Source organism: Rhodococcus sp. MS13, assembly GCF_013277835.1.
Lineage (GTDB): Bacteria > Actinomycetota > Actinomycetes > Mycobacteriales > Mycobacteriaceae > Rhodococcus_F > Rhodococcus_F erythropolis.
Genome location: NZ_VBTL01000014.1, coordinates 79663 through 106299, shown reverse-complemented (window position 1 = coordinate 106299; position 26637 = coordinate 79663). Strand labels below are relative to the sequence as shown.

The following is a 26637-nucleotide window of genomic DNA, read 5'->3' as shown; positions in this document are numbered from 1 at the left end:
CACGTGCGTCCGCCCCAACGCCCGTGTCGACATAATCAGTCGCGCGGCTTCTCGCGAAGCTCGTAGCACTCGAGAACGTCACCGATCTTGATATCGGAATAGGTGACGGTCAAACCACATTCGTAGCCTTCGCGAACCTCGGTAGCGTCTTCCTTCTCCCGCTTGAGCGAGGAGATGGTGACCGTCTCGGCGATGACCTTGCTGTCGCGGATGAGACGTGCCTTGGCGTTGCGACGGATGCTGCCCGACGTGACCAAGCAACCGGCAATGTTGCCGATCTTGGACGAACGGAACATGGCGCGGATCTCTGCCTTGCCCAGCTCGACCTCTTCGTACACCGGCTTGAGCAGACCCTTGAGTGCCTTTTCGACCTCGTCGATGGCCTGGTAGATCACCGAGTAGTAGCGAATGTCGACGCCCTCGCGGTTCGCCAGCTCCGTTGCCTTGCCTTCGGCGCGGACGTTGAAGCCGATGATGATCGCGTTGGACGCAGCAGCCAGGTTGACGTTGGTCTCCGTGATGCCACCGACACCGCGGTCGATGACGCGCAACTGCACCTCGTCGTCGATCGGAATTCCGAGGAGAGCCTCTTCGAGGGCCTCCACGGTTCCCGAGTTGTCACCCTTGAGGATCAAGTTCAGCTGTGAATGTTCCTTCAGAGCTGCATCGAGATCGTCGAGGCTGATGCGCTTACGACTCTTCGCTGCAAGCGCGTTGCGCTTACGTGCGTTGCGACGGTCCGCGATCTGGCGAGCGATACGGTCCTCGTCGACCACGAGCAGGTTGTCGCCTGCACCGGGGACCGACGTGAAGCCGATGACCTGGACCGGACGTGAAGGCAGTGCCTCGTGGACGTCCTGACCGTGCTCGTCCACCATGCGGCGGACGCGGCCGTAAGCATCGCCGGCAACGATCGAGTCGCCGACCCGCAGCGTTCCGCGCTGGATGAGCACGGTAGCGACGGGGCCGCGGCCACGGTCGAGGTGCGCCTCGATGGCAACACCCTGAGCGTCCATGTCCGGGTTGGCGCGCAGATCCAGGGAAGCGTCCGCCGTCAACAGCACTGCTTCGAGCAGTGCGTCGATGTTGAGACCCTGCTTCGCCGAGATGTCGACGAACATGGTGTCTCCGCCGTATTCCTCGGCCACCAGTCCGTACTCGGTGAGCTGCTGCCGGATCTTGTCCGGGTTCGCGCCTTCCTTGTCGATCTTGTTCACCGCGACCACGATCGGCACGTCGGCCGCCTGGGCGTGGTTGATCGCTTCCACCGTCTGCGGCATGACGCCGTCGTCGGCTGCGACAACAAGGATCGCGAGGTCGGTGGCCTTGGCACCACGAGCACGCATGGCCGTGAAGGCCTCGTGACCCGGGGTGTCGATGAACGTCACGAGACGCTCGTTGCCCTCGAGCTCGGTCAGCACCTGGTAGGCACCGATGTGCTGCGTGATGCCGCCGGCTTCGCCCTCACGGACATTCGCCTTACGGATCACGTCGAGCAGACGGGTCTTACCGTGGTCGACGTGGCCCATGACGGTGACCACAGGCGGACGGGACTCGAGGTCCTCTTCTCCGCCGGCGTCCTCGCCGTAGGTGAGGTCGAAGCTGTCGAGCAGCTCGCGGTCCTCGTCCTCCGGGCTGACGACCTGCACGACGTAGTTCATTTCGCCGCCGAGCAGCTCCAGCGTCTCGTCGTTGACCGACTGAGTTGCCGTGACCATCTCACCGAGGTTGAACAACGCCTGCACGAGTGCTGCGGGGTTCGCATCGATCTTGTCCGCGAAGTCCGACAGCGATGCGCCGCGAGCGAGACGGATGGTCTCACCGTTGCCGCGTGGCAGCCTGACGCCGCCGACTGCGGGAGCCTGCATGCTTTCGTACTCGGCGCGCTTCGCCCGCTTCGACTTACGTCCACGGCGAACTGCTCCGCCGGGACGACCGAATGCACCTGCCGCTGCGCCGCGCTGACCGGGACGGCCACCGCCGCCGGGACGACCGCGGAATCCACCGGCCGGAGCTGCTCCACCGGGAGCACCTGCACCAGCACCGGCGCCGGGAGCGCCGCCGCCGCGGTATCCACCGCCGCCGCCGCCCGGACGACCACCGGGAGCGCCACCGGGACGACCCGGACGTCCGCCGCCACCGGGCGCGGGACGAGCGGAACGAGCAGGCATTGCACCCGGGTTCGGGCGAGGAGGCATGGAGCCGGGGCTGGGACGGGGTCCGCCCTGACCTGCAGGCGGACGAGGTCCACCCTGGCCGGGAGCCGGACGGGGACCGCCCTGACCCGGAGCCGGACGAGGTCCACCCTGGCCGGGAGCCGGACGGGGACCGCCCTGACCCGGAGCCGGACGAGAACCGCCCTGGCCTGCACCCGGACGCGGTGCGCCGGGAGCCGGACGAGGTGCCGGACGCTCGGCGGGTGCCGAGGAGTACGGGTTGTTACCGACGCGAGGTGCCTTCGGTCCCGGACGCGGTCCGCCGGGCTTTGCGACGGTGGACGGTGCCGCCGGAGCCGCGGGGGCTGCCGGTGCCGATGCTGCGGGAGCAGCCGGAGCCGGGCGTGCCGGCTGTGCCGGCTTGGGAGCGTTGAACGTCGGGGTGGGGACCGGCGCCGACGGTGCTGCCGGAGCAGCGGCTGCGGGAGCCGCGGGGGCTGCCGGTGCCGGAGCTGCGGGAGCAGCCGGTGCGGGTGCGGCCGGCTTGGGGCCGGGACGCGGGCCACCGGGCTTTGCAGCTGACGGCGACGGTGCGCCGGGCTTTGCCGCGGGGCGAGCCGCCGGAGCGGCTGCGCCGGTCTCGGACTTGGTTTCTGCTCCGCCTGCCGACGGGAATGACTCCCGCAGACGACGGGCGACGGGCGCCTCCACTGTGGATGACGCAGACTTCACGAACTCGCCTTGCTCCTTGAGCGTTGCGAGTAGTTCCTTGCTGGTGACACCGAGTTCTTTAGCCAACTCGTGCACGCGGGCCTTGCCTGCCACTGCTCTCCTCACTGATGAGGTCGAGCAGGAGGCATCCCACAGATGTGGGTCCCGCACGACCTCGGGTTATCGCCGATGGACGTTCATCGTTGGTGCTTCACGGTGTGCTCATGAGTGCTTGTGCCTGTTCTTCTCGAGAGGTACTGCTTTTGTGTGAACTGCGTCGACCAGCTGGTCGACAGCGGACGTGTCCAGATTTCCGGACACTCGCAGTGCTCTGCTGAATGCTCGGCGCCGCTCTGCCAGGCTCAGACAACTCGGATCCAGGTGCAGCCATGCACCTCGACCGGGGAGTCTTCGCGATACGTCGGGGACGAGCGGGGAACCCTCCGGCCCCTGCTCACCAACCACGACCCTCAACAGATCGACAGCCGACCCTTGTTCCCTGCACCCCACACACGTTCTGACCGGCGAACCGGGTTTCACGCGCGCAGAATCCGAGGACTCACGTCGAACCATTGTCCACTCTACCGCCGAACCGTCTCGATCACTGCATTCCACCGTTATCCGTTGGACGTGGCGGGCCGGTCGGACGCGTCGCCAACAGGTGCCGCATCGCTCCGAATGTCGATACGCCAACCCGTCAACCGTGCAGCCAGGCGGGCATTTTGACCCTCTTTTCCGATGGCCAACGAAAGCTGGAAATCGGGCACGATGACACGGGCCGCACGAGCCTCGGGATCGACGACAGTGACGGAGACCACTTTCGACGGGGAAAGTGCGTTGCCCACAAACGTCGCGGGATCTTCGTCGAAGTCGATGATGTCGATCTTCTCCCCCGCAAGTTCGCTCATGACGTTGCGGACGCGCTGACCCATCGGGCCGATGCATGCACCCTTTGCGTTCAGCCCCTGCACGCGTGAGGCAACGGCGATCTTGGAACGGTGTCCCGCTTCGCGCGCGACGTTGATGATCTCGACGCTGCCGTCCGCGATCTCCGGAACCTCGAGTGCGAACAACTTGCGAACCAGGTTCGGATGGGTCCGCGAGAGGGTGATCTGGGGGCCACGAGCGCCGCGAGCAACCCCGACGACGTAGCACTTGATGCGCTCGCCGTGTTCGTAGTTCTCGCCGGGAACCTGTTCTGCGGGCGGCAACAATCCTTCGGCGCCATTGGATTCGCTGCCGATTCGAACGACGACCATCCCGCGAGAGTTTGCACGCGTGTCGCGCTGAATGACACCGCCGACGATTTCGCCCTCATGGGTGGAGAACTCACCGAAACTGCGCTCGTGCTCGGCGTCGCGCAAACGCTGCAGGATGACCTGGCGTGCGGTGGTCGCCGCGATTCGACCGAATCCTTCGGGAGTGTCGTCCCACTCCTCGCCGATCATGTTGCCGTCGGCATCGGTGTCGTGTGCCATCACTCGCACCGAACCGGTCTTGATGTTGACATCGATCCGAGCGTTCTGCTTGTGCCCCTCGGTGTGGCGGTACGCCGTCAGCAGCGCGGTCTGGATCGTGGCGATCACAGTTTCGATCGAAACGCCCTTTTCGGCTTCGATCGCTCGCAACGCTGCAATGTCGATATTCACTTGTCGAACCCTTCTTCGTTTTCTACGTCTTCTAATTCTGCTTCGTCGTCTTCGACACTGTCCACGCCCGAGTCATCGGTGAGGTCAACCGCATCCGAGGGAACTGCGCGCCCCTCCGGGATGCCGCCCGCGAGTTCCAACTCCGCCTCACTGGGCTTCGAGAACTCCACCTGAACTACGGCCTTCTGAACGTCGCCCAGTGCAATCTCTCGCACGGTCAGTCCGCCACGGCCGCCGATGACAACCGCCACGGAATCGTCGTTCAACGTTCCGATACGGCCGACCACGGTCTCGCCGGCCAGATCGATACGCGCTTTGCGTCCACGAGCTCGACGCCAGTGACGCTCGAGCGTCAGTGGACGATCGATTCCCGGGGAGGTCACCTCGAGGGTGTACGGCGTTTCACCGATTTCCTCGAGGCTGTCGAAAAGTTCCGAAACGAGTCTGCTGATCTCTGCGGCGGCATCGAGTTCGATCCCGGCATCGCTGTCGACCATGATGCGCACCGCGCTGTGCTTGCCCGCACTGGTCACGACAACGTCTTCGACGTCGTAACCCTGGGCGTGCACGAGTTCGGAGATCAGCTCGATCACCCTCTCCCTGGATGGCACCGGCATCTCGCGAACTCCTCATTTCAGTTGTCGTCGATTGTCCGACTTGTGTCGACTGTCGACGTGGGCGGCTGCGAGCATGAAAAGACACCAGGTGCCTCATGCTGCAAGCATCCAAGAGTACCGCTCATTACGCGTCTCCGTGACCAGAGTGCCCGACGCACGTCACACTTGAACACGTGCCGCGGATTCGAACGATCGGCCGACCACCTGGCACGATGGACTGGTGCTGACGCCCATGACTACTACCCCACTCTCCCGGCGGAGTGCGCTCAAGATGACGGGAACCGCAGCAGCGTTGGGCGCTGCAGCCTTCTCGTTGTCCGCCTGCACCGACAACGGCACAGCGGAGGCGGCTGCAGAAGTCGACCAGTTGACGGCCCAGGCCGAGCGAGCTCGCTCCGACGCGGCAGCCGCAACCGCCGCCATCGCTCTTGCGCCGGACAAGTCGGCATCACTGACCACGATCAGCGCCGAACGCACAGCGCATGCACTCGAACTCGACGCCGAGATTGCGCGAGCAGCGGGCGGCGGCGCTACGACCACTGCGCCCCCGTCGACCTCGGTCGCAAACGCTCCGACGGGCGTCGACACCTTGAGGACCTCGCTTAACGATTCGGCGCGCAGTGCCGCGGATCTCGCTCGCACGATGTCCGGCTTTCGCGCGGGCTTGCTCGGTTCGATCAGCGCGTCGTGCTCGACCCAGGTTGCGGTGTTGCTTCCATGATCACTTCGCGCACCCGTCGAACCGAGAGTTCTGCCTTGCTGACCGCAATCGAATCAGAGAATGCCGCGATCTTCGCTTACGGAGTGGTTGCCGCGTTTTCGAATCCTGCCCGTGTCAACGAAGTTGCCACACATACAGCCGCGCACCGCGCGCGACGTGATGCGCTGGTTGCCCTGTCGACCGACGCAGGCGAGACCCCGCCGACAGCCGCGGCAGCCTACGAGATCCCGTTCCCGGTGACGGACGCCGTTACCGCGGCACAACTGGCAGCACAGATCGAATCCGACACCGCCGTGACCTACCGGGCATTCGTCGAACAGGTCGATACCGACCAACTCCGCACGTTCGGAATCGACGGCCTGACCGATGCGGCAATCCGCGGCGCCGGATGGCGGTCCGCGCTGGGAACCGCTCCGGCCACCTCAGCGTTCCCAGGGGACCCGGCTTCGTAAACTGCTGTGCGCCTTTATTAACCGCCGGTGGTTAATAAAGGCGCACAGCAGTGGCTCAAGCCTTGCGATGTGAGGGCACGAACCAAGCCGCAACCACGGCCACCAACACGAAGCAACCGCCGACGCGCAGTGCAGGTGTCAGCGCATCTCCGTAGCCCAGCGGCGTGAGCGCGCCACCAGCGGCAAGGAAGACTGCGGTGAGAACCGCGATTCCCAGCGCAACACCGATCTCGCGAAGCGTCGAGTTGGTCGAACTGGCCGTTCCGTGATCAGGCTCATCCATGTCGACGAGGACAGCCGTGGAACTCGGCGCGAAGGTCAGGCCCATGCCGATGCCCGCCATCAGTAGCGCCGGAACCAGCGAACCGTACGTCACGTCGGGACCGATCAACGCGGCCAACCAGAACAATGCTCCGGCCTGGAGAAGTAGACCGGTCAGCAGAAGTGAACGGAGCCCGACCTTCGGCGCCAGAAAACCGGCGAGAGGAGCGAAAATCATCGGCGCTGCCGTCCACGGAAGCGTCCGCAGGCCTGCTTGGAACGGGCTGTAGCCCATCACGATCTGGAGGTACTGCGACAGCAGGAACACCGCTCCGAAGATCCCGATCGAGAAGGTCAAGCCGATGACGTTCGCCATCGAGAAGCTGCGTGAACGGAACAGACGTAGGGGCATGACCGGATGTGACGTCTTCATCTCGCGAAGAACGAACAGTGCCAACGCGACTGCGGAACCGACCAACGACGCAACCACTCCAAGCGATCCCCAGGCGTCGTCGTTGCCGTGAACGATCCCCCACACCGCCAGAAACACACCGAGTCCGGCGAGTGCGACACCGGGAAGGTCGAGAGGTTGTGTGCGACCGGTCGATTCACGCAACGCATACAACGCGAGAGGAACGGCAACGATCGCAACCGGCACGTTGATCCAGAAGATCCCCTGCCACGAGAACCCGTCGACTACCGCTCCACCGACCACGGGACCCATCGCGATTCCCAGTCCGGAGACGCCACCCCAGACACCGATTGCCATGGCGCGCTTGGCTTCCGGTACGGCTGCGACGAGGAGGGTCAGCGAGAGCGGCATGATCGCGGCTGCGCCCGCGCCTTGAAATGCCCGGGCCGCAATCAGCAGGGCGGGAGTTGTCGACAGCGCCGAAGCGATCGATGCAGCCGTGAACAGCCCGATTCCGAACACGAACATCCGGCGGCGTCCCCACCGATCGCCGAGCGTCGTCGCCGAAAGCATCAGCGTCGCAAAGCAGAGCGTGTACGCATTCATGAACCATTGGAGCTGCCCGACGGACGCGTTCAGTTCCTTCTCGATCACCGGCAGCGCGCTCGTCATCACGAGGTTGTCGAGGGTAGCCATGAACATGGGCAGAGAAGCAGCAACCATCGCTATCGCGATCGGAACCTTACGTCCTCCACTGTTTTCCGACCCGGATGCGGCGTCCGATCCGGACTTCGTCAAAACGGTCATCGTGATTCCTCGATGTGAAGGTGCCTTAAGGCATCAAATGATTACTTAAGTCGAAACTAAGCTATCCGGTGATAACGTGTCAATATGTCGATCGGTGCAGCTGAACCACGTACCCGCAGGATGAGCGCACCGGAACGTCGCGCACTGGTCCTTGCCGCGGCAACGCGGGCATTTGCAAAGGGCGGGTACTCCGGCACCAGCACGGACGCCGTCGCCAAGGAAGCCGGCGTCTCGCAGCCCTACGTTGTGCGCATGTTCGGAACCAAGGCAGATTTGTTCCACGCGGTGTTCACGCGAGCGCTCGACGAAATCGTCCGCACCTTCAACGACAAATTGGACACCGTCACAATCGATCCGAGCAATCCGCAGTTCTGGGCCGAACTCGGATCCGCCTACGGCGAGCTGGTTCTCGACCGGGATCTGCTGCTTGTCATGTTGCACGGCTTCGCAACCAGCACAGACGACGTCGCCGCCGTCTCCCGGAACGCCATGTCCGGCATCTACACCTTGCTGCGTGAGCGCACCGGTTGCACGCCCGAGCAAGCACGCTTGTTCATCGCGAACGGCATGCTGATCAACAATCTGCTCGCAATGATGGCACCCGAACACGCCGAAGAAGATCCGGCCCTCGGCGAACTCTGGGGCAGCGTCTTCAGCGACTCGACTGCGATCACTCTCACCGGCGACGAATCCTCGAGCGAAACCGACACCGTTTCCTGACCGGTCACTGGGAAAAACTACACACATGTGACTGAGGACACCCTACAGTCGATCCGACATGTCTCCGGGAAACCCAGACGAAAAGGACCGACGGTGGATCTCGCACAACGCCTCGACGCGCTCGAACAGATCGAGGAAATCAAGAAGCTCAAACATGGCTACTGGCGAGCATGTGACGCCAAGGATCCGGTTCGGTTCCGCAGCAGCTTCATCCGTTCAGGAGCGTCGATCGACTACGGCCGTCTCGGCGCGTTCGACGACGCCGGGCCGATGGCGGACATCTTCGAGAAGATCGCTCTTCGCAAGGTCGACGGCCGGTACGCGGTACTCGACATGCATCACGGATTGCATCCCGACATCACACTGACCTCGGAGACGTCGGCGGTGGGGCGATGGACTCTGCAGTTCCGCCAGGTCGACACTGTCGGACGCACCGAGAAGTTGATGACCGGCGAATACGACGACAAATACGTAATCGAGGACGGTGTGTGGAAAATGAGTCAATGCCACTTCACGGAGACGTGGTCGATCACCACTCCCCTGTCCCCCGACAGTGAAATCGCCGAGGGTTCGTTGGGAGGCCCCCGATGACCACGTCGACAAACGGCAAAGTAGCGCTCGTGACCGGCGCGAGTAGGAGCGTCGGTAAAGGCATTGCACTCGCACTGGGAAGCGACGGCTGGACGGTGTACGTGACGGCGCGAGGAACCGTCGGCGCCGACGGCCCGCTCGATCGCACCGCGGCGGAGATCACCGAGCGCGGCGGTCACGGCATTGCCGTGCAGTGCGATCACGCCGACGATCAAAAGATCGTCGACCTGTTTGCACGCATCGCCGAGGAACAGTCAGGCCGCCTCGATCTTCTGGTCAACAACGTCTGGGCCAACCCGGCGGGCTATGCCGGCTTCGCCGATCCGTTCTGGAAGAGGCCGATCGACGATTGGGATTCGCTGATCGGAATCGGACTGCGCGCCCACTACGTTGCTTCGGTAGAAGCGGCGAAGTTGATGGTCCCCCGGGGCAGTGGAGTGATCGGCAATATCTCGTCATTCGGCACCCGCGGGTACCTGCACTCTGTCCTGTACGGGATGTCAAAGGCAGGTTTGGACAAGATGGCCGCCGACATGGCTGTCGAATTGAAGGGAACCGGCGTCACCGCACTTTCCTTCTGGCTCGGGTTGATCCGCAACGAGCGGATGGAGGCGAGTGGGATCGAGAGCTTCGAAGGCTTCTCACTGGCCGAGGCCGAAACCCCGGAATTCGTCGGCCAAGTCATCACTGCATTGGCCAACGATCCAGAAGTGAACGCGCGCAGCGGTCACACACTGATCACCGCCGAGACGGCCGTCGAGTACGGAATCACCGACGCCAACGGGAAACAACCTGCGTCACACCGCAGTGCCTTCGGTGGCGGCCCGCTTTTCTGAATCATCGGTGGCGGTGGTCGCGTCGCGTGCCGGCACAGCACGCGGCGCTGCCACTCGCGCCTTCAGGGCAAGCCAGGCACACCCGATGACGACGACGCCGCCGGCCACGATCGAGGGTGACAACGCCTCACCGAGTATCAGCGCCGACCAGGCAATGCTGAGTACCGGTTGAACCAACTGTGTTTGGCTCACAGTGGAAATGGGACCGATCGCCAGACCCCGGTACCAGGGAAAGAACCCGAGAAACATACTCACGCATCCCAGGTAGGCAAACGAAAGCCACGAATTCACATCGGCAGAGACCGGAGCCTGGGCCATGGACGCCACCGTCAACGCAATCGTGACCGGCAGTCCGAGAATCAATGCCCAGGCAATCGTCTGCCACGACCCGATCTCGCGGGCCAGCAACGCACCTTCCGAATATGCCAGCGCTGCACACACAACCGCGGCGAACAGAAGAAGATCAGCGAGCTGAAACGAGCCGAGTCCGCCGTTTGCGACGGCCACGAACCCTACGACCGATACCGCGCCGGCGGCGCTTGCCCACCAGAATCCCTTACTGGGACGCTCTTTTCCTCGGACGACGGCAAATACCGCGGTCGCAGCGGGAAGTAGTCCGATCACGACTGCCGCGTGACTCGCCGGCGATGTCTGCAACGCAAACGTGGTGAACAGTGAAAACCCCAGTACCGCGCCAACGGTCACGAGTGCGATGCGAAACCACTGCCGAAGCGTCGGAAGCGTCGCGCGAGTAACCGACAGCATCACAATCGCAAGGGCCCCGGCAACGACGGCGCGGCCCGCGCCGACGAACAGGGGGTCGAGATCCGCGACGGCGACCCTCGTGAGCGGAACGGTGAACGAGAACGCCAGAACACCGAGCAAGCCCCACCACAAACCGGATCGAGACGATGGCATCGGTAGCGGTGCCCGCGACGTGACGATAGCGCTACTCTTCATACTCATATTCAACGATAGCAGTAGCGCGCCAACCTGCGAAACTGGTATTTCAGATGCGAACCCGTGTGCAGGAGATCGAAATTGCACCGAGCAGTCCGACGAGCGCGAAAGCGTAGAAGCCCCACGGCACGGCGTAACCCGCACCCAGGAGAACTCCGCCCAGAATCGGGCCACAGATCGCACCGACCCGGCCGACACCCGCCGACCATCCGAGCGCTGTCGCGCGAATCTGCGGTGGGTGATTGGCGCTCGTGAAGGCGTAGACCAGTACCTGTGCACTGAAAACGAAGCATCCGGCGAGGAAGACCATCACGTAGATTCCGAACGACACCTTCACACTCAGAAGCGCCAGGAACAACGCTGCTCCCGTGAACCACACGATTGCTGCGGTACGCGGGCCGATCTTGTTCGCGACGCCCCCGGCGATCAACAGCCCGACGACGGCTCCGGCATTGAGGATCAGAAGGAACGTCAACGAGGCTCCGAGGTTGTAACCGGCCTCGCGCATGATCGTCGGAAGCCACGTGTTCAATCCGTAGACGAGCAGCAAGCCCATGAAACTGGTGATCCAGATGGCGATGCTGTTACGCAGAAACTTCGAAGAGAACAGTGCGCGAACGGGATTGGCGGCTTCGGCGCGCCCAGCTTCGGACGTAGGCGCAGCCTCGAGCTCGACACCGTAGCGGGCAGCGATTTCCTCGGCCTCGGCACGCTTTCCGTGAGCGAGAAGGTACGACGGGGATTCCGGCAGATACCGCAACATGAGTGGGATCAGGACGACGGCAGGAAGTGCGCCGACAACGAACATCGCTCGCCAACCGAAAGGTTCGATCACGACGAGCGCCAGCGCGGCGGTGGCAACGGCGCCGACGTGATAGCCGGTCATCAGCATGGTCGACGCAGATCCACCGCCTTGTTTCTTCGAGAATTCGTTGACCAGAGCCAATGCCGTCGGAAGGGCGCCACCCAGTCCCACACCGGCGAGGAAGCGCAGCAGACCGAAGATGAACGGATTGGGCGCAATTGCGCACAACAGAGTCAGAATCGAGAATGCGGCAACGGCGTACAGCAGCGCGCGGCGTCGACCGATGACGTCAGTGAGAGTGCCGATGACGAGGGCGCCGATGGTCATGCCGATGAGCCCGAAGGTCGAGATCATCGTGATCGTGCCGGTACTCAATCCCCACGCGTCGTAGTCGAGAAGTGAAGGAATGACCGCACCGAGTACGACCAGATCGAATCCGTCCAGAAGCACAGCTATCCAACACAACGGTGCTACCCACATTGCGGCACGCGCCCCAGGCGAACCGGTGATTGAACTCGATTGCGTATGCGGTGCGGTCATCGGATCCTCGACATTCACTGCTTGTGGGCGTTCGCTACCGGTTCAGATCCAGTAGTTCAGATCGAAATCTGTTCGCATTGCGAACGCATGTTCATAATGAGCACATCGATTGTGTACGGAGTCACAACGCCATGTCAAACGTCGCGGTAATCTCGAGGAATGGCACTCTCCGAAAATGAGCGTGAACAGTTTCTGGCCGAACCCCACATCGGGGCGCTGTCCGTAGCGGACGGCACCGAACGCGGTCCGTTGACCGTCCCGATCTGGTACCTGTATTCACCCGGTGGCAAACCATGGATCCTCACGGGCAAGGATTCACGAAAGGCTCGACTCATCGAGTCGGCCGGGCATTTCTCGTTGATGGCCGAAAGGCTCGATCCGACAATCCGTTACGTCAGCGTCAGCGGATCCGTCGACAAGATCGTTCCGGGCACCGACGAGATGCTGGTCGAAGTCTCGCGGCGATACCTGACCCCGGACAAGGTCGACGGATATCTCGAATTCGCGCGATCGCAGTTGGGCGAGCAGGTAGCGATCTACATGAATCCGCAGCACTGGCTGTCTGCGGATCTCGGGGCGATCTGACACTTCACCGAAAAGCGAAGGCTCGGCGCGCCGGAGTGGCGCGCCGAGCCTGACCTGCATTCGAGTGTTCTCGGTATCAGCTCTCGGTGAAGAAGCGCACCCGATTGAGGCGATGACCGCTCGCCTCGAAGCCGAACAGGGCGATGGCCGGTTCCCCGCACACGATTACGCTCGCCGTCACAGTTCGACCGGCAACCAGCATCTTGCTCTTCGTCACGCCGGTGAGCAGAGCGTTGACGTCGGCATTGGACAACTGCGTCCCCGTCGGAAGCTCGACGGGTACCGGCGGCGTTCGACCGACAGCGGCCGCATCGAGGAACCGCGAAGCCGCCTTCTTGCCTTTGTCTCCGACTCCGAAGATGCCGCGCGAGAATCCGAGCGCTCCGCCGATCCCCTGGTTCGAGAGCAGCTGCGGGGTCAATTTCGCGGCAGCCTTCACCCCGGCAACGCCGGCGGTAGCGAGCTGGCTCAGCATCGTTGCCAATTCCCAATGCGCATAGAGGGTTCCGATCCGCAAGGAATCGGGCTCCCCCACCAAGTCGTAGCGCAAATGCATCGGCACGTCGAGGACGACTCCGGTCGACATCTCGGTAGCGAGGCTCAGATCGCGCCACACTGTGCGGCCGCACACGATATCGCGCTCGACGTGGAAGGTGATCGAATTGGGGGCGATGAACGTGTCGTAAAAACTCTCGATCGCCGCCTGCCCGTTATGCGGACGTGAACCTACAGGGTCGTTGATCTGGCCCTCTTCGGCAAACAGCGCAACCCAGGTCGAGCGATCATGCGCGCCGACGGCTTTCGGGGATCCCTCCACGACGGCCATCAACTGCTCACGTACCACCGGCGCGGTCATGCGCGCATCTCGTATGCACCGTCGTACGCCTTGACCTGCTGCCACACCCGGTCGAAGCGTTCACTGTCCACAACAGGCTTCCGCACTGCGGCCAAGGCCCACTTCTGCTGCTCCGGCGTCGACGACGGCTTTCCGTGCAGTGCGATCGCGTATCCCGAGAAGTCGCGAATCTGGAAGTCGAAGATCTGATCGACAACGTCGGCGTCGAGTCCGCTGATCTCGGCCTGCTCGAGAATCAGATGACCGTAGACGACGAGGGAGAACAGGTGCCCGACATTGAGCATGAAATCGAGATCCTTCTGCTGCTGCGCGTCCGGCGCTGCGGCAGTGAGCAATTCGGTGAGTGCGATCGCCTGCTCGTAGAAACGAGCGACGTTCGGGATCGAAGAGTGCTTCTCGTAGACGGGCTTCCACTCGTGGAACTGGATCTTCGCAGCGCCGCGGGTCGGTCCCTGATTCCAGAAGAACTCGTCGTCGGCTGCGTCGTCGCGCGTGACGATCTCCGGGAACTCCGCGGGGTTGAACAGGTAGTTCGGCAAGAACTTGAGGATCAGGCCGACGTTGACGTGGACGGTGCCCTCGAGCTTGGGCAGCGTGCCGATCATCTGCGCTGCTTCACGGAAGTACGTGGACTTCTCGTACCCCTTTGCCGCGATCACGTCGTGCAGCAACCCGACGACCTTTTCACCTTCCGAGGTGACCTTGGCCTTGGTCATGGGATTGAACAGCAGGTAGCGACGGTCTTCGAGGCTGGCGCTGCGGAAGTAGTCGACCGCCCGCGCGCTGAACTGTTTCATCGCGATCAGACGTGAGTACGCGTCGACGAAGGCGGCGCGTACATCGGCGAAGTCGGTGACCGGATTACCGTAGAGAATTCGATTCTGCGCGTGAGTGATTGCTTCGAAGAACGCATGTTCGGTGATCCCGATGGAGCCGGTGCACAGGTTGAACTTTCCGACGTTGACCGTGTTGAGCGCGGCCTCGAATGCGGCGACGCCGGTGTGCAGAATGTCTTCCTCGCGCACCGGGTAGTCGTCGAGGCGGAAATTGCTGACGTACATTTGCCCGCGCAGGACATTGTCCACAAGCTGATAGTTCGGATGTGCACTGTCGGCGACGAAGAACACGTAGCCTTCGGGACCCTCGACGTCGGTACGACGCCCGAACACAGACACCATTCCGGCTACGTTGCCGTTTCCGATGTAGTACTTCTCGCCGCTCGCGCGGAAGGCGACGTCGCCGGCGGTGGGAGTGAGAAGCATGTCAGTGGAGTACACGTCGGCGCCGTGGTCGCGCTCGGAGAGGCCGAACGCCATGACGCCACCGTCGGCAAGTTCCTGCGCTGCACGCTTCTTCGCTGCGTCGTTGTCACTCATCCAGATCGGTCCGAGTCCGAGGATCGTGACCTGCCAGGCGTACCAGTACGCCAGCCCGTAAAAACCGAAGATCTCACTCAAGGCCGCGTTGCGGGCACCGTCCCAACGACGGTTCTCGTCACCGCCGGCGAATGCCGCCGGAGTCTGGAACGTCGCGAACAACTTCTCCTTGCCGACGAACTCGAGAAAGTCGGAGACCCACACGGCGTCGAGGTCGTCCTGAAGCAGTTGCTTCTTGCCGCGGCTCTCGAACCATTCGATGGTGGCTCGCAGCAAACGGCGGGTCTCCGGATCGAACTGAGCGGGGTCGTAAGTATGGGGGTTGAAGAGCAATCCATCGGTGCCAGACACGTCATTACCTTTCGTCGATGACGCTAAACTACCAGCGGGTAACTTTCCGCGGTGCGATTCATGGAAGACCTGCGATTCTTCGCGAATGCCACAGGTCCATCGGATTCCACGTGCCCGCCCGAGCACGCGTGATCGGATAGCACGCCAATCCCAGCAACAACGCAGACATGTGGCCGATGGCGGTGAAATTGGTGGCGAAAATCAGAGGTACACCGTAGAAGACCAGCAGCCCCGCGAGATAGACGTATCGCCACGGATCGACGATGCGGTACACCAGAATCCCCATGATGCCGGCCAGACCGTAGCTCACTCCCACGTCGAGAGTGTTGACCGCCGACTCCGCCACGTATCCGTGCCGAATACCTTCGTACAGAACACCTTCGCTGATGTACGTGGCTCCGACGTGGGCGATGACGACAACACACAGCCACCGCCACGTCCCGAGCCAACGCTCAGCCGTTGCATGAAAGATGGTGAAGAGAACCAGGTATCCCAACCAACCGCCACCTTCGAGCCAGAAGGCACTCGAGAACAGGACTCGTAGCGGGTCTTCGGCCAGGTGATGCAGATTGGTCGAGCGCTTGCCGAGAAAACGCTCCTCGACATTGTCAGGCAGATGCCGCAGGAACAGTGTGGTGAACAGCAGGGCAAGCAACCAGACGTAGGTACCGGGAGCACTGCGCACCCATCGCCATGCCGCCTTTGCTGCCCCCAGCATCCTCACCGCTTCGAGTCTGCGCTCACTCGTTCACTACTGCAACGGCAAACCCGTCCCATCCCTTCGAACCCACGGTTTGAATGGCGGTGCCGTCGAGTTTCGGCTCGGCCGCGATCATCTCCAACACCGCTCGGCTCGCTTTGACGCGCTCATCGTCGATATCCGGGTTGGACACATGTCCCCCACGCACCACGTTGTCCACGATGATGACGGTTCCGGGATGCGAAAGGGCCAACGCCCACCGCACGTACTCGGTGTTGTTCTCCTTGTCGGCGTCGATGAAGACCAAGTCGAAAGGTCCCAACTCTTCCTTCGCGATCGACGGGAGGCTGTCGAGCGCAGCCCCGACGCGGATGTCGACACGGTCAGCCAAGCCGGCGCGCTCGATATTCGCCCGAGCGACATCCGCATGGGTGGGATCGAATTCCAGCGTGATGACTTGGCCCGAGGGGCCGACCGCGCGAGCGAGCCAGATCGTGCTGTATCCGCCGAGCGTTCCGATCTCGAGGACATTGCGCGCCAAGCACATTCGCGCCAGAAGGTTGAGGAGCTTGCCCTGGTTCGGCGCCACGTCGATCGGAGGGAGGCCGGCCTCGGAGTTGGCGGCGAGTGCCGCGTCGAGAACCGGATCTTCACCTACCAACGTGGAGACAAGGTAACCGTCGACTTCTGCCCAATCCGGTTCGCGTTCCATAGCCACGATTGTGGCAGAAAAGAAGGGCCGCCGCAGACACCTCGGAAGGTGGCTGCGGCGGCCCAGACGACTATTCGAATCAGCCGCGAACTGCGCTGATGATCTCCTCGATCGCCGAGTCGGCGTCGATCTCACGGCTCTCGCCGGTGAAGCGGTCGCGAATCTCGACCTTGCCGTCGGCCCAACCACGGCCGACGACAACGATCAGCGGAACGCCGATCAGCTCGGAGTCCTTGAACTTCACGCCCGGCGATGCCTTGCGGTCGTCGAGGATTACTTCGAGTCCGGCACGGTCGAGTTGCGCGGCGAGGCCTTCGGCGCCTTCGCGCGCGGTCTCGTCCTTGTTCGCGATGACGAGGTAGACGTCGGCCGGTGAAACTTCGGCAGGCCAGCGCAGACCCTTCTCGTCATGGTGCTGCTCGGCAATGACGGCCACCAGACGCGAGACGCCGACGCCGTACGAACCCATGGTCGGGCGGACGGGCTTGCCGTTCTCGGCGAGGACGTCGACGGTGAAGACATCGGTGTACTTGCGGCCGAGCTGGAAGACGTGCCCGATCTCGATACCGCGAGCCGAGACCAGCGTGCCGGCGCCGTCGGGAGAGGCGTCGCCGTCACGAACCTCGGCGGCTTCGATGGTTCCGTCAGGGGTGAAGTCGCGACCGGCAACGAGGCCGACCACGTGCTTGCCGTCTTCGTCGGCGCCGGTGATCCAGCTGGTGCCGTCGACGACGCGCGGGTCGACAAGGTAGCGAACACCGTTGGCCTGCAGAGCCTTCGGGCCGATGTAACCCTTGGCCAGGAACGGGTTGTTCTTGAAGTCGGTCTCGGTGATCATCACGAACTCGGCCGGCTCCAGTGAAGCTTCGAGGCGCTTTTCGTCGACCTCACGGTCGCCGGGGATGCCGATACCGAGCAGTTCCCACTCGCCGCCGGGCAAGCGGGTCTTGACCATGATGTTCTTGAGAGTGTCGGCAGCGGTGATGGTGCGGCCGAGGTCGGCACCGTTCGCCCAGTCCACGAGGGTGTCGATGGTGGGTGTGTTCGCGGTGTCGTACACCTTCGCTTCGGGTAGCCCGTCGAACGGAATCGAGTCGGGAACAACAGTCTTGACGGCCTCGACGTTGGCGGCGTAGCCGGATTCGAGGCAGCGCACGTACGTGTCTTCGCCGATCTCGCTCTCGGCAAGGAACTCCTCGGACGCGCTGCCGCCCATCGCACCGGAGGTCGCCGAGACGATGACGTATTTGACGCCCAGACGCGTGAAGATCTTCTCGTAGGCACCGCGGTGCGCCTGGTACGACTCCGTCAGGCCTTCGTCGCTGAGGTCGAAGGAGTACGAATCCTTCATGAGGAACTCGCGACCACGCAGAATGCCCGCACGCGGACGCTCTTCGTCGCGGTACTTGGTCTGCACCTGGTACAGGGTGACCGGGAAGTCCTTGTACGAGTTGTACTCACCCTTGACCGTCAGAGCAAAGAGCTCCTCGTGGGTCGGGCCGAGCATGTAGTCGTTGCCCTTGCGGTCCTTGAGGCGGAACAGGTTGGGGCCGTACTCGGTCCAGCGGTTCGACGCCTCGTAGGGATCGCGGGGGAGCAGAGCAGGCAGCAGAATTTCCTGCCCACCAATGGCATTCATTTCTTCGCGGACAACACGCTCAACCTCGCGCAGCACCCGCAATCCCAGCGGCAACCACGAGTAGACGCCTGGAGCGATACGACGCACGTAGCCGGCACGAACCAGCAATTTGTGGCTGGCAACTTCGGCGTCCGAGGGATCGTCACGCAGGGTACGCAGGAACAGGTGGGACAGACGGGTAATCACGAGGTGTAAGGATAGTCGCCGCAGTCGGCCGAGCGGGCCTCGGTACGGTTACAGCGTGCTTGTACTGCTGCCTCCCTCAGAAACCAAGTCCGACGGCGGCAAGGATGCGCCCCTCGATCTGGCCGAACTGTCGATGCCACAGTTGACCGAAACGCGCGAATTGCTGGTTCAGACGCTGGTCGATCTGGCCGCTGACGTCGAGGCGTCGTGCGAAGCGCTCGGGCTCGGTCCGACGCAAGCAGACGAAGTGGAACGCAACGCCAAGCTGTGGGTGTCCGCGACGCGGCCCGCGCTGCAGCGCTACACCGGGGTGCTCTTCGACGCCCTCGACGCCAAGTCGTTCACCCGTGCCCAGAAGGCCAAGGCTCTCGATCGGATCGCGATCGGCTCCGCTCTGTTCGGTGCAGTCCGTGCGGGAGATCTGATCCCCGCCTACCGCCTTTCCGGCGGGTCCAAGCTGCCCGGGATGGGCACGCTCCGCTCACTGTGGAAGCCGGAGTTGCCGAAGGCCTTGGCGGCCGAAGCCGACGGCCTTGTCATCGATCTACGGTCCGGCACCTACCAAGACCTCGGACCGGTTCCGGACGCACTGATCGCAACGGTCCTCACCGAGAAGCCGGACGGCACCCGCACTGTCGTCAGTCACTTCAACAAGCACCACAAGGGTCTGCTCGCGCGCGCCCTTGTGGTCTCGCGCGCCGAACCGACCGACATCAAGGGTGTTGCGCGGGTGGCGTCGAAGGCGGGCTTGCGCGTCGAAATCGCGTCGGAGCGCGAATTGATCATCCTGACGGATTGATGGCTTCGTCTGTCAAGTGCCACAGAAGGTTTGGAATGTTTCGCTGAAAGACTGCGGAGCCGCCTCGGTGTAGTCAGCCCACTCGTCGCGTCGGTCGAATGGATGCGTGACAACCTCCAGCAGCTTCTCGAATGGAGCGAGGTCGCCGTCGGTCGCGGCGCGCAGGGCAGCGTCGAGCCGATGATTACGCGGAATGTACAGCGGGTTGACGCGATCCATCGCGCTCGCGGTCTCCGCGGCCCCGTATCCGTTTTCGGTCAGGGCTCCCTGCCACCGCTGCAACCAGGGCGCGATGTGCTCCCGTGGCACGAGGTTGTCGAGAGGCACCGAATTTCCGCGCAATACGTCGGCGAGAGCGCGGAAACTGCCCGTCCAATCAGCACCGTGTTCCGCCAACAACGTCAGCAGATCGTCGACGAGCGCCCGATCGACAAACGGCTGGGCCAGACCGAGCTTTGCCGCGAGACCGGCCGCGTAGTGACCCTCGTAGCGCTCGTCGAAGGTCTCGAGAACTGCTGACGCCGCGGAAATTGCTTCGTCGGGTGTGGAATCGATCAGTGGCAACAGTGTTTCTGCCAAGCGCGCCAGGTTCCACTTCAGTACAGCGGGCTGATTACCGAATGCATAGCGGCCCCCGTGGTCGATCGAGCTGAACACTGCCGCCGGATCGAACGCGTCGAGGAAGGCGCACGGACCGTAATCGATGGTCTCCCCCGAAATTGTCGTGTTGTCGGTGTTCATGACCCCGTGCACGAAACCGATGAGCATCCACCTCGCCACCAGTGATGCCTGCGCCTCAACCACCGCCTCGAGGAACTTCAGGTAGCGATTGTGTGTACCCGTTGCCGGAAGTTCGGTCAGCTCCGGGTAGTGCCGGGCAATCGCGTAATCAGTGAGCGGCTGCAATACCTCGCCCTGCCGGGCCGCGAACTCGAAGGTCCCAACGCGTAGGTGACTCGACGCGATCCGTGCAAGCACGGCACCGGGTTCTGCGCCGTTGCGGCGAACGTCTCGGCCCGTCGCCACCACCGACAGCGCGCGCGTAGTGGGGACACCGAGGGCATTCATCGCCTCACTGACGAGATATTCGCGCAGCATCGGCCCTACGACCGCATACCCGTCGCCGCCCCGAGAGAACGGCGTGCGCCCGGAGCCCTTCAGATGCAAGTCCACTCGCTGCCCGGCGCTGCTGACGAGTTCGCCGAGTAACAAAGCCCGACCGTCCCCGAGAATTGGTGCGTACCCACCGAACTGATGACCCGCATATGCCATCGCCACCGGTGTGGCCCCGACCGGCACCGTCGAACCGGACAGGACGCCGATCCCGTCCACACTTCGCAGCGCTGCTACGTCCAATCTCAACGACGCAGCCAACTGCTCGTTCAGCACGAGCAACTGCGGGTCGGGCGCGGCAGCACCTTGCCACGGCACCGTCAGAGCGCCGAGTTCGTCGGCGAAGGTGCTCTCGAGGCCTGCCACGATGGTGACCGTGTCTGCTGTGGATTCCTGGAATGCGGCCATCACACGAGAGTAGTCACCGTGCGACAACCTATCGATCAGCCCTGATCGATGTACGACTCGAGCTGATCGCGTTCGCTCTTGAGCTCGTCGATGCGGCTCTTCACCACGTCACCGATACTGACGATGCCGAGGAGGTTGCCGTCCTCGATCACCGGCAGATGTCGGATTCGACGCTCGGTCATGATCGCGGCAATGCTGTCTACCGCGTCTGCCGGAACGCACGTGTACATCAGAGCGGTCATGACCTCGGAGACCTGGATCCCGAGAAGGTCCGGGCCACGCTCGTGCAGGCGTCGAACGACATCGCGTTCGGAGATTATGCCGACCACCGCGTCGTCGTCGACCACCACCATGGCTCCGATGTTGTGGCGGGCAAGATCGCACAGCAACCCGTTGACCGTCGTATGGGCGTCGATCGTGACGATGCTGTTGCCCTTGTTTCGCAATATGTCCGCGATCCGCATCACGGCACCCCGATTCGTCGAGACTCTCGGCACGTCCTGCAACGATCGTATCGGCTAGCGAAGCGGAAAAACAGGACTGATCAGGCGATTCCCTGAGCTGCCTTCTCCGCAGCCTGAGCCTGGGCTACCTGAGAAGGTGTGAACCTGATGCACAGCGCCGCGATACCGGCGAACACCGCGCAGACCGCGCAGCCCACAAGTGCGAAGGTGTATCCCTCTCCGAGTGCGATCAATTGCGCCGGATTCATGTCCGCTGCCTTGCCCGAAGTGCCGCCGAGCGAGAGCGTCTTCGACGTCGCCATCGCACCGATCACCGACAGCGCCAGTGGCCCACCGAGGGTCTGGGCAACCTGAGCGATGGCCGTCAGCGGGCCGATCTCGGTCTCCGGCACACCGGCGATCGCGCACAGTGGCAAGGGCACCATCGCGAGGCCGATGCCGAATCCGATCCCGATCACGGGCACGAACAAGTTGGCCAGGTAGGTGGAATCGGAATCGAGAGTAGATCCGTAGAGGAGTCCGACGATCATGATCACGACGCCGGTGAGGACCAGCCAACGGGGTTGAACCTTCACGGCGAGCTTGGAAGCAACCGACGCGGCGGCGCCCAATCCGAACGCGAACGGAATGAACGCGATACCGGCACGCAACGGCGAATACTGCATGATGTCTTGCACGAACAGCGCGACGAAGGCCGTCATGCTGAACATCGCGCCACCAACGAAGAAGATGGCGAGGAACGTCGCGACACGGTTGTGATCGGCGAACAACGAGAAGGGCAAGAGCGGGTTGTCCGCAGTTCGCTCGACGAAGAGGAAGGCGGCGAGGGCGACCAATCCGGCCGCCAATGCACCGATGACGGCGATACTCCCCCATCCCATTTCCGGGCCTTCGGTGAGAGCAAAAACAACACCGGTACAACCGAGGGTCGCGAGGATCGCGCCGGGGACATCCAAAGCCAGACGCGTCTGATTCGTCTCGCGAAGGGCGCGGAACGCCATGCCGACGAGCGCGATGCCGATCGGGACGTTGATGAGGAAGATCAGACGCCACGACACCTCGGTCAATGCGCCGCCGATGATCAGACCGGCGATCGATCCGACGCCCGTCATGGCGGCAAAAATCGCGATGGCCTGATTACGAGCCGGACCCGCGGCGAAAGTCGTGGCAACAAGGGCGAAGGCGGTGGGCGACGCCACGGCTGCGCCGACACCTTGAAGCGCCCGCGCTGCGATCAACATGCCCTCGTTCAGGGCGAGACCACAGAGCAACGACGCCACCGTGAACAGCGAGACTCCCGCGATGAACATCTTCTTGCGCCCGTACGCGTCACCGAGGCGACCGCCGAGGAGCATGAGCCCACCGAACGCAAGCGCGTACGAGGTCAACACCCAATTACGACCACTGTCGCTCAGCCCGAGGTCTGCCTGCAGTGGCGCCAGCGCGAGGTTCGCGACGGTGCCGTCGAGCACCACCATCATCTGCAAACCACTCAGGACGATGATGGCGAGCCCGATGACTCGAGTCGCTACCGGGGCATTCGCCGAAGCGGTTTCAGATGTTGGGGAATCAGACACAAGACTTCACGTTACCCAGCGTCGACGGAAAAGCCCGCGACCGGCCCGATCACGATGATCGCCGGAGGCTTGATCTCCTCGTCCTTGACGCGCTGAGCAACGGTCGCCAGATCGGCCCGAAGTTCACGCTGGGTGCGCAGCGTGCCCTCTTGGATGACGGTGACCGGCGTGGTTGCCGGGCGTCCACCGTCGACGAGTGCCTTCGCGAACTGATCGATGCGCTCGACCGCCATGAGCAGCACGATCGTGCCGCGCAACTTGGCCAGCGCCGACCAGTCGACCAGCGAATCCGGATGATCCGGAGCCACGTGCCCACTGACGACGACGAACTCGTGGGTGACGCCGCGGTGGGTGACCGGGATGCCTGCGGCCGACGGGACCGAGATCGCGCTCGTGATTCCGGGCACTACGGTCACCGGAACGCCGGCAGCGGCACACGCTTCGAGTTCTTCGTATCCCCGTCCGAAGACGTACGGGTCCCCGCCCTTGAGGCGGACCACGAACTTGCCTGCCTTCGCGTTGTCGATCAGCGCGGCGTTGATGGCCTCCTGAGCCATGGCACGGCCGTACGGGATCTTCGCGGCGTCGATCACCTCTACGTCCGGACCCAGTTCGGCGAGCAACTCCGGCGGAGCCAATCGGTCGGCCACGACGACGTCGGCGCGGGCGAGCAAACGGCGTCCGCGCACGGTGATCAGATCGGGATCACCGGGGCCACCACCGACGAGAGCAACACCCGCAGCGGCAGGCTCGGCCGTATCGGCGAGCACGCCCGACTGAAGACCTTCGACGACGGCGGTGCGGACTGCTGCCGAACGGCGGTGATCGCCGCCCGCCAGAATTCCGATGCTCATACCGTCGTACTCGGCGCTCGCGGGAGTGACGGCGGTGCCGTGCTTCGCGTTGTCGGCGCGCACGCAGAAGATGTGGCGACGCTCCGCTTCGGCGACGATCGCCGCATTGGTTTCCGGCTCGTCGGTCGAGGCGATGGCGTACCACGCACCTTCGAGGTCGCCGTCGGCGTACGGGCGCTCTTCGACCGTGATCTGACCGGCAGTGGCCATACCTTCGACGGCTGGAGTGAACGCGCGACTGATGACGTGAACGCGGGCACCAGAGGCGACCAGCAGTCCGAGTCGGCGCTGAGCCACAGTGCCGCCGCCGAACACGACCACGCGTCGATCGGTCAGGTTGAGGCCGACCAGGTAGTTGGTCTCGTCTGCGGTGGACTCGCTCACTCGCACTCCGTTTCGTTGTCAGAATTGGTCAAGCTGGAGGGAACTTTACGGGCCGCGGCTACGGTCACTCCATCCCTGGCAGTCTTGGCCAGCACAAGTCGGCCGCCCCCGGAGGCGAGGATCGCAGCCGCTTCCGCGACGCTTGCCGTTCCGACGGCGTTCTCGACGCGAGGCGATGGTGACGGAACTTGAACTCGCGCAAGTACGTCCGGGGCGAAACTCACAATCGGGACGTTCAGTTCATGGGCCGCTGTCAGAAGAGCCGAAGACTCAGCTTTTGCCGCCACAGTGGCGAGTACCACGATCTTCCCTTGCGCCGCGGGCACAGCCTTCACCGCAGCGACGATGTCCTTCGCGGTGACACTCGTCGTGAATCCCACGCCTATACAGAGGTCATCGCCGTGCGGCATCGACGAACTTCGCGATCGATTCGGGCTGCCCCACCGGATGAGTGTGGAGATACGACGCGTGGACGCCGCCGCGAACAAACCCTTCGCGGACACTGCCGCCGTCCCAGGGCCGCCACCCCCACGCACTTCCGCAACCGTCCGCGTCTGCCGAGACGAGAGACGTTCGGTGGAACTCGTGACCGGTGACGCGGGAGCCTGCGTCGAAGAGGCTGGAGTCGCTGATCGCGACTGCTTCGCGATACCCGAGGGTCAGGCGTTTGCCGAATGTCGCATCCACTCCGACCACACCGGCCATGCTGTGACCGTCCAAGCTGCGAGCGAGGTAGAGCAGACCGGCACACTCGGCGTGGATCGGTGCACCGCCGTCCGCCAGATCGCGAACCTGCTGCAGCAGTACGGTATTGGCCGCAAGGTCTACCGCGTGTTCTTCCGGGAAGCCACCGGGAAGGACCAGAGCGGCAGTTCCCGCAGGAAGCTCGTCCCGCAACGGGTCGAACACCTGCACGTCCGCGCCGGCAGCAGTCAACAGCTCCCGGTGCTCGGCGTAGCCGAAGGTGAAGGCCGGGCCACCCGCCATGGCAACCACAGGCCGAGACTCTGCGTGTGCGCCGACCTCGCCAACCGGATCCCATGCAGCTGCACTCACGTTCGAGGCGGCCAGTGCGCGAACAGCACCCAGATCGACGTGCGAGGCAATCAAATCGGACATCGCATCCACTGCGGCCACAGCGGCGGCGCCGTGCTCGGCCGCCGGAATCAGGCCGAGGTGCCGGGAGGGAACTTCGAGTTCCGTCAACCGTGGCACAACTCCGAGCACTGCGACGCCGACCTTGTCGCACGCATGACGCAACACCTGCTCGTGACGAGCGCTCCCGACGCGATTGAGAATGACGCCGCCGATGCGCACACCTGCGTCGTAGGTCGCGAAGCCGTGGAGTACGGCGGCCAGACTCTGACTGTGCCCACGGGCGTCGATCACGAGCACTACCGGCGAACCGAGGATCGACGCGACCTGCGCCGTCGATCCCTCCGCCGACGGCTGCGAGTTTGCCTCGTCGATCTTCCCGTCGAACAGACCCATGACGCCTTCGACCACGGCGATGTCGCAACCAGCGGTTCCATGCCGGTAGAGCGGTCCGATGCGATCCGGGCCCACCAGAACAGTGTCGAGGTTGCGTCCGGGCCGTCCTGCCGCGAGTCCGTGATAACCCGGGTCGATGTAGTCCGGCCCCACTTTGAAGGGTGCAACGCTGCTTCCGGACCGTCGCAGCGCGCCGATCAATCCCGTTGCCACCGTGGTCTTTCCGCTACCCGAGGCAGGAGCAGCGATCACCACGGCCGGAGTGGAAGGACTTACCATTCGATGCCCCGTTGGCCCTTTCGGCCGGCATCCATCGGGTGCTTGATCTTCGTCATCTCGGTCACGAGGTCGGCGGCGTCGATCAGTGCCTGCGGGGCATCACGCCCCGTGATGACGACATGCTGGTTGCCTGGGCGATCGCGCAGTGTCTGCACCACCTCGTCCACGTCCACCCAACCCCACTTGAGCGGGTACGTGAACTCGTCGAGGACATAGAATCGATGCTCCTCGCCTGCAAGCCTTCTCGCGATCTCCTGCCAACCCTCCGCAGCGGCAGCAGCATGATCTTCCTCGCTACCGGCCTTGCGTGTCCATGACCAACCTTCGCCCATCTTGTGCCACTGCACCGGCCCACCGACGCCGGTTTCGTCATGCAGGTTTCCGAGCGCGCGGAACGCGGCTTCCTCGCCGACCTTCCACTTGGCGCTCTTCACGAACTGGAACACGCCGATGTCGAACCCCTGATTCCAGGCACGCAGCGCCATGCCGAAAGCGGCGGTGGACTTACCCTTTCCCGGGCCGGTGTGCACGGCAAGTACCGGCGCGTTACGACGCTGACGCGTGGTCAGACCGTCGTCGGGAACTGTCTCGGGAACACCCTTGGGCATCGTGAACTCCTGAGCTG

General features: G+C 63.4%; 26 protein-coding genes. 7 read left to right on the top strand and 19 right to left on the bottom strand.

From position 1 onward, the window contains the following. Nucleotides 1-35: 35 nt before the first annotated feature. From infB to rimP, 4 genes are all read right to left on the bottom strand, one after another. Nucleotides 36-2981: a translation initiation factor IF-2 gene (gene infB / locus FEZ59_RS28860; protein ID WP_172933520.1), complete on the bottom strand. Its 2946-nt coding sequence runs from the start codon at nt 2979-2981 to the stop codon at nt 36-38. Between the two features lie 108 nt (nt 2982-3089). Beyond that, nucleotides 3090-3440, bottom strand: coding sequence for a YlxR family protein (locus FEZ59_RS28855; RefSeq protein WP_019748063.1), 351 nt, complete (start codon nt 3438-3440; stop codon nt 3090-3092). Between the two features lie 44 nt (nt 3441-3484). Continuing rightward, nucleotides 3485-4516 (bottom strand): transcription termination factor NusA, encoded by a 1032-nt coding sequence (nusA, locus tag FEZ59_RS28850; RefSeq protein ID WP_003942738.1) that lies wholly within the window; start codon nt 4514-4516, stop codon nt 3485-3487. Further along, complete coding sequence (rimP, locus tag FEZ59_RS28845; RefSeq protein WP_020907437.1) at nt 4513-5133, bottom strand: ribosome maturation factor RimP; 621 nt, start codon at nt 5131-5133, stop codon at nt 4513-4515. The genes nusA and rimP overlap by 4 nt, the downstream gene beginning before the upstream one ends. A gap of 271 nt (nt 5134-5404) precedes the next feature. Here rimP and FEZ59_RS28840 point away from each other — a divergent pair, with 271 nt between their 5' ends. Together FEZ59_RS28840 and FEZ59_RS28835 are read left to right on the top strand one after the other, a co-directional pair. Next, the gene (locus tag FEZ59_RS28840; protein ID WP_172933561.1) at nt 5405-5854 is read left to right on the top strand and encodes a hypothetical protein; all 450 of its coding nucleotides are present in this window, start codon (nt 5405-5407) and stop codon (nt 5852-5854) included. Continuing rightward, the gene (locus FEZ59_RS28835; protein WP_172933519.1) at nt 5851-6306 is read left to right on the top strand and encodes a ferritin-like domain-containing protein; all 456 of its coding nucleotides are present in this window, start codon (nt 5851-5853) and stop codon (nt 6304-6306) included. Before FEZ59_RS28840 ends, FEZ59_RS28835 begins: the two co-directional genes overlap by 4 nt. Nucleotides 6307-6361: 55 nt before the next feature. Here FEZ59_RS28835 and FEZ59_RS28830 read toward each other — a convergent pair whose 3' ends face one another. Further along, on the bottom strand, nt 6362-7786 hold the full coding sequence (locus FEZ59_RS28830; protein ID WP_172933518.1) for an MFS transporter: 1425 nt from the start codon (nt 7784-7786) through the stop codon (nt 6362-6364). A gap of 84 nt (nt 7787-7870) precedes the next feature. Between FEZ59_RS28830 and FEZ59_RS28825 the strand changes: the two genes are divergently transcribed. The 3 genes from FEZ59_RS28825 to FEZ59_RS28815 all read left to right on the top strand — a co-directional run bounded on the left by FEZ59_RS28825 (nt 7871) and on the right by FEZ59_RS28815 (nt 9933). Further along, on the top strand, nt 7871-8506 hold the full coding sequence (locus FEZ59_RS28825; RefSeq protein WP_021333000.1) for a helix-turn-helix domain-containing protein: 636 nt from the start codon (nt 7871-7873) through the stop codon (nt 8504-8506). A 93-nt stretch (nt 8507-8599) separates the two neighbouring features. Beyond that, nucleotides 8600-9097 (top strand): nuclear transport factor 2 family protein, encoded by a 498-nt coding sequence (locus FEZ59_RS28820; RefSeq protein ID WP_046378422.1) that lies wholly within the window; start codon nt 8600-8602, stop codon nt 9095-9097. Continuing rightward, nucleotides 9094-9933, top strand: coding sequence for an SDR family NAD(P)-dependent oxidoreductase (locus FEZ59_RS28815; protein WP_070386732.1), 840 nt, complete (start codon nt 9094-9096; stop codon nt 9931-9933). The genes FEZ59_RS28820 and FEZ59_RS28815 overlap by 4 nt, the downstream gene beginning before the upstream one ends. On the opposite strand, the gene FEZ59_RS28810 is transcribed toward FEZ59_RS28815, so the two are convergent. Continuing rightward, nucleotides 9895-10851, bottom strand: coding sequence for a DMT family transporter (locus tag FEZ59_RS28810; RefSeq protein ID WP_029255176.1), 957 nt, complete (start codon nt 10849-10851; stop codon nt 9895-9897). The two genes, FEZ59_RS28815 and FEZ59_RS28810, sit on opposite strands and share 39 nt — an antisense overlap. A gap of 91 nt (nt 10852-10942) precedes the next feature. Next, nucleotides 10943-12238: an aromatic acid/H+ symport family MFS transporter gene (locus FEZ59_RS28805; RefSeq protein ID WP_172933517.1), complete on the bottom strand. Its 1296-nt coding sequence runs from the start codon at nt 12236-12238 to the stop codon at nt 10943-10945. Nucleotides 12239-12397: 159 nt separating this feature from the next. Here FEZ59_RS28805 and FEZ59_RS28800 point away from each other — a divergent pair, with 159 nt between their 5' ends. Then, nucleotides 12398-12823, top strand: a complete 426-nt coding sequence (locus FEZ59_RS28800; protein WP_020907428.1) for a pyridoxamine 5'-phosphate oxidase family protein — start codon at nt 12398-12400, stop codon at nt 12821-12823. 76 nt (nt 12824-12899) lie between these two features. On the opposite strand, the gene FEZ59_RS28795 is transcribed toward FEZ59_RS28800, so the two are convergent. From FEZ59_RS28795 to FEZ59_RS28775, 5 genes are all read right to left on the bottom strand, one after another. After that, nucleotides 12900-13679 (bottom strand): ketosteroid isomerase family protein, encoded by a 780-nt coding sequence (locus FEZ59_RS28795; RefSeq protein WP_172933516.1) that lies wholly within the window; start codon nt 13677-13679, stop codon nt 12900-12902. Next, nucleotides 13676-15406: an acyl-CoA dehydrogenase family protein gene (locus tag FEZ59_RS28790; protein WP_172933515.1), complete on the bottom strand. Its 1731-nt coding sequence runs from the start codon at nt 15404-15406 to the stop codon at nt 13676-13678. The genes FEZ59_RS28795 and FEZ59_RS28790 overlap by 4 nt, the downstream gene beginning before the upstream one ends. Nucleotides 15407-15464: 58 nt before the next feature. Further along, nucleotides 15465-16124 (bottom strand): rhomboid-like protein, encoded by a 660-nt coding sequence (locus tag FEZ59_RS28785; RefSeq protein ID WP_070386971.1) that lies wholly within the window; start codon nt 16122-16124, stop codon nt 15465-15467. Between the two features lie 22 nt (nt 16125-16146). Beyond that, complete coding sequence (locus FEZ59_RS28780) at nt 16147-16818, bottom strand: O-methyltransferase (RefSeq protein WP_041814959.1); 672 nt, start codon at nt 16816-16818, stop codon at nt 16147-16149. 79 nt (nt 16819-16897) lie between these two features. Beyond that, nucleotides 16898-18643, bottom strand: a complete 1746-nt coding sequence (locus FEZ59_RS28775; RefSeq protein ID WP_020969391.1) for a proline--tRNA ligase — start codon at nt 18641-18643, stop codon at nt 16898-16900. A 55-nt stretch (nt 18644-18698) separates the two neighbouring features. On the opposite strand from FEZ59_RS28775, the gene yaaA reads away from it, so the two are divergent. Beyond that, nucleotides 18699-19442 carry a peroxide stress protein YaaA gene (gene yaaA, locus FEZ59_RS28770; RefSeq protein WP_007735009.1) on the top strand — a complete coding sequence of 248 codons (744 nt, stop codon included), beginning with the start codon at nt 18699-18701 and terminating at the stop codon, nt 19440-19442. A 12-nt stretch (nt 19443-19454) separates the two neighbouring features. Here yaaA and FEZ59_RS28765 read toward each other — a convergent pair whose 3' ends face one another. The 7 genes from FEZ59_RS28765 to cobO form a co-directional block, all read right to left on the bottom strand. Further along, a complete protein-coding gene (locus FEZ59_RS28765) occupies nt 19455-20963 on the bottom strand; it encodes a protein adenylyltransferase SelO (RefSeq protein ID WP_172933514.1) in 1509 nt (502 codons plus the stop codon). A 35-nt stretch (nt 20964-20998) separates the two neighbouring features. Further along, nucleotides 20999-21427 carry a CBS domain-containing protein gene (locus FEZ59_RS28760; RefSeq protein WP_007735005.1) on the bottom strand — a complete coding sequence of 143 codons (429 nt, stop codon included), beginning with the start codon at nt 21425-21427 and terminating at the stop codon, nt 20999-21001. A gap of 80 nt (nt 21428-21507) precedes the next feature. Beyond that, nucleotides 21508-22908, bottom strand: a complete 1401-nt coding sequence (locus FEZ59_RS28755) for an MFS transporter (protein WP_242459965.1) — start codon at nt 22906-22908, stop codon at nt 21508-21510. 107 nt (nt 22909-23015) lie between these two features. After that, entirely contained in the window at nt 23016-24242 is a 1227-nt protein-coding gene (gene cobA, locus FEZ59_RS28750) for a uroporphyrinogen-III C-methyltransferase (protein ID WP_007735001.1), read from the bottom strand. After that, a complete protein-coding gene (locus FEZ59_RS28745; RefSeq protein WP_003942729.1) occupies nt 24239-24622 on the bottom strand; it encodes a cobalamin biosynthesis protein in 384 nt (127 codons plus the stop codon). Before FEZ59_RS28745 ends, cobA begins: the two co-directional genes overlap by 4 nt. 13 nt (nt 24623-24635) lie before the next feature. Next, nucleotides 24636-26012 carry a cobyrinate a,c-diamide synthase gene (locus tag FEZ59_RS28740; RefSeq protein ID WP_070386968.1) on the bottom strand — a complete coding sequence of 459 codons (1377 nt, stop codon included), beginning with the start codon at nt 26010-26012 and terminating at the stop codon, nt 24636-24638. Next, nucleotides 26006-26620 carry a cob(I)yrinic acid a,c-diamide adenosyltransferase gene (gene cobO / locus FEZ59_RS28735; protein WP_019748043.1) on the bottom strand — a complete coding sequence of 205 codons (615 nt, stop codon included), beginning with the start codon at nt 26618-26620 and terminating at the stop codon, nt 26006-26008. The genes FEZ59_RS28740 and cobO overlap by 7 nt, the downstream gene beginning before the upstream one ends. Nucleotides 26621-26637: the final 17 nt, after the last annotated feature.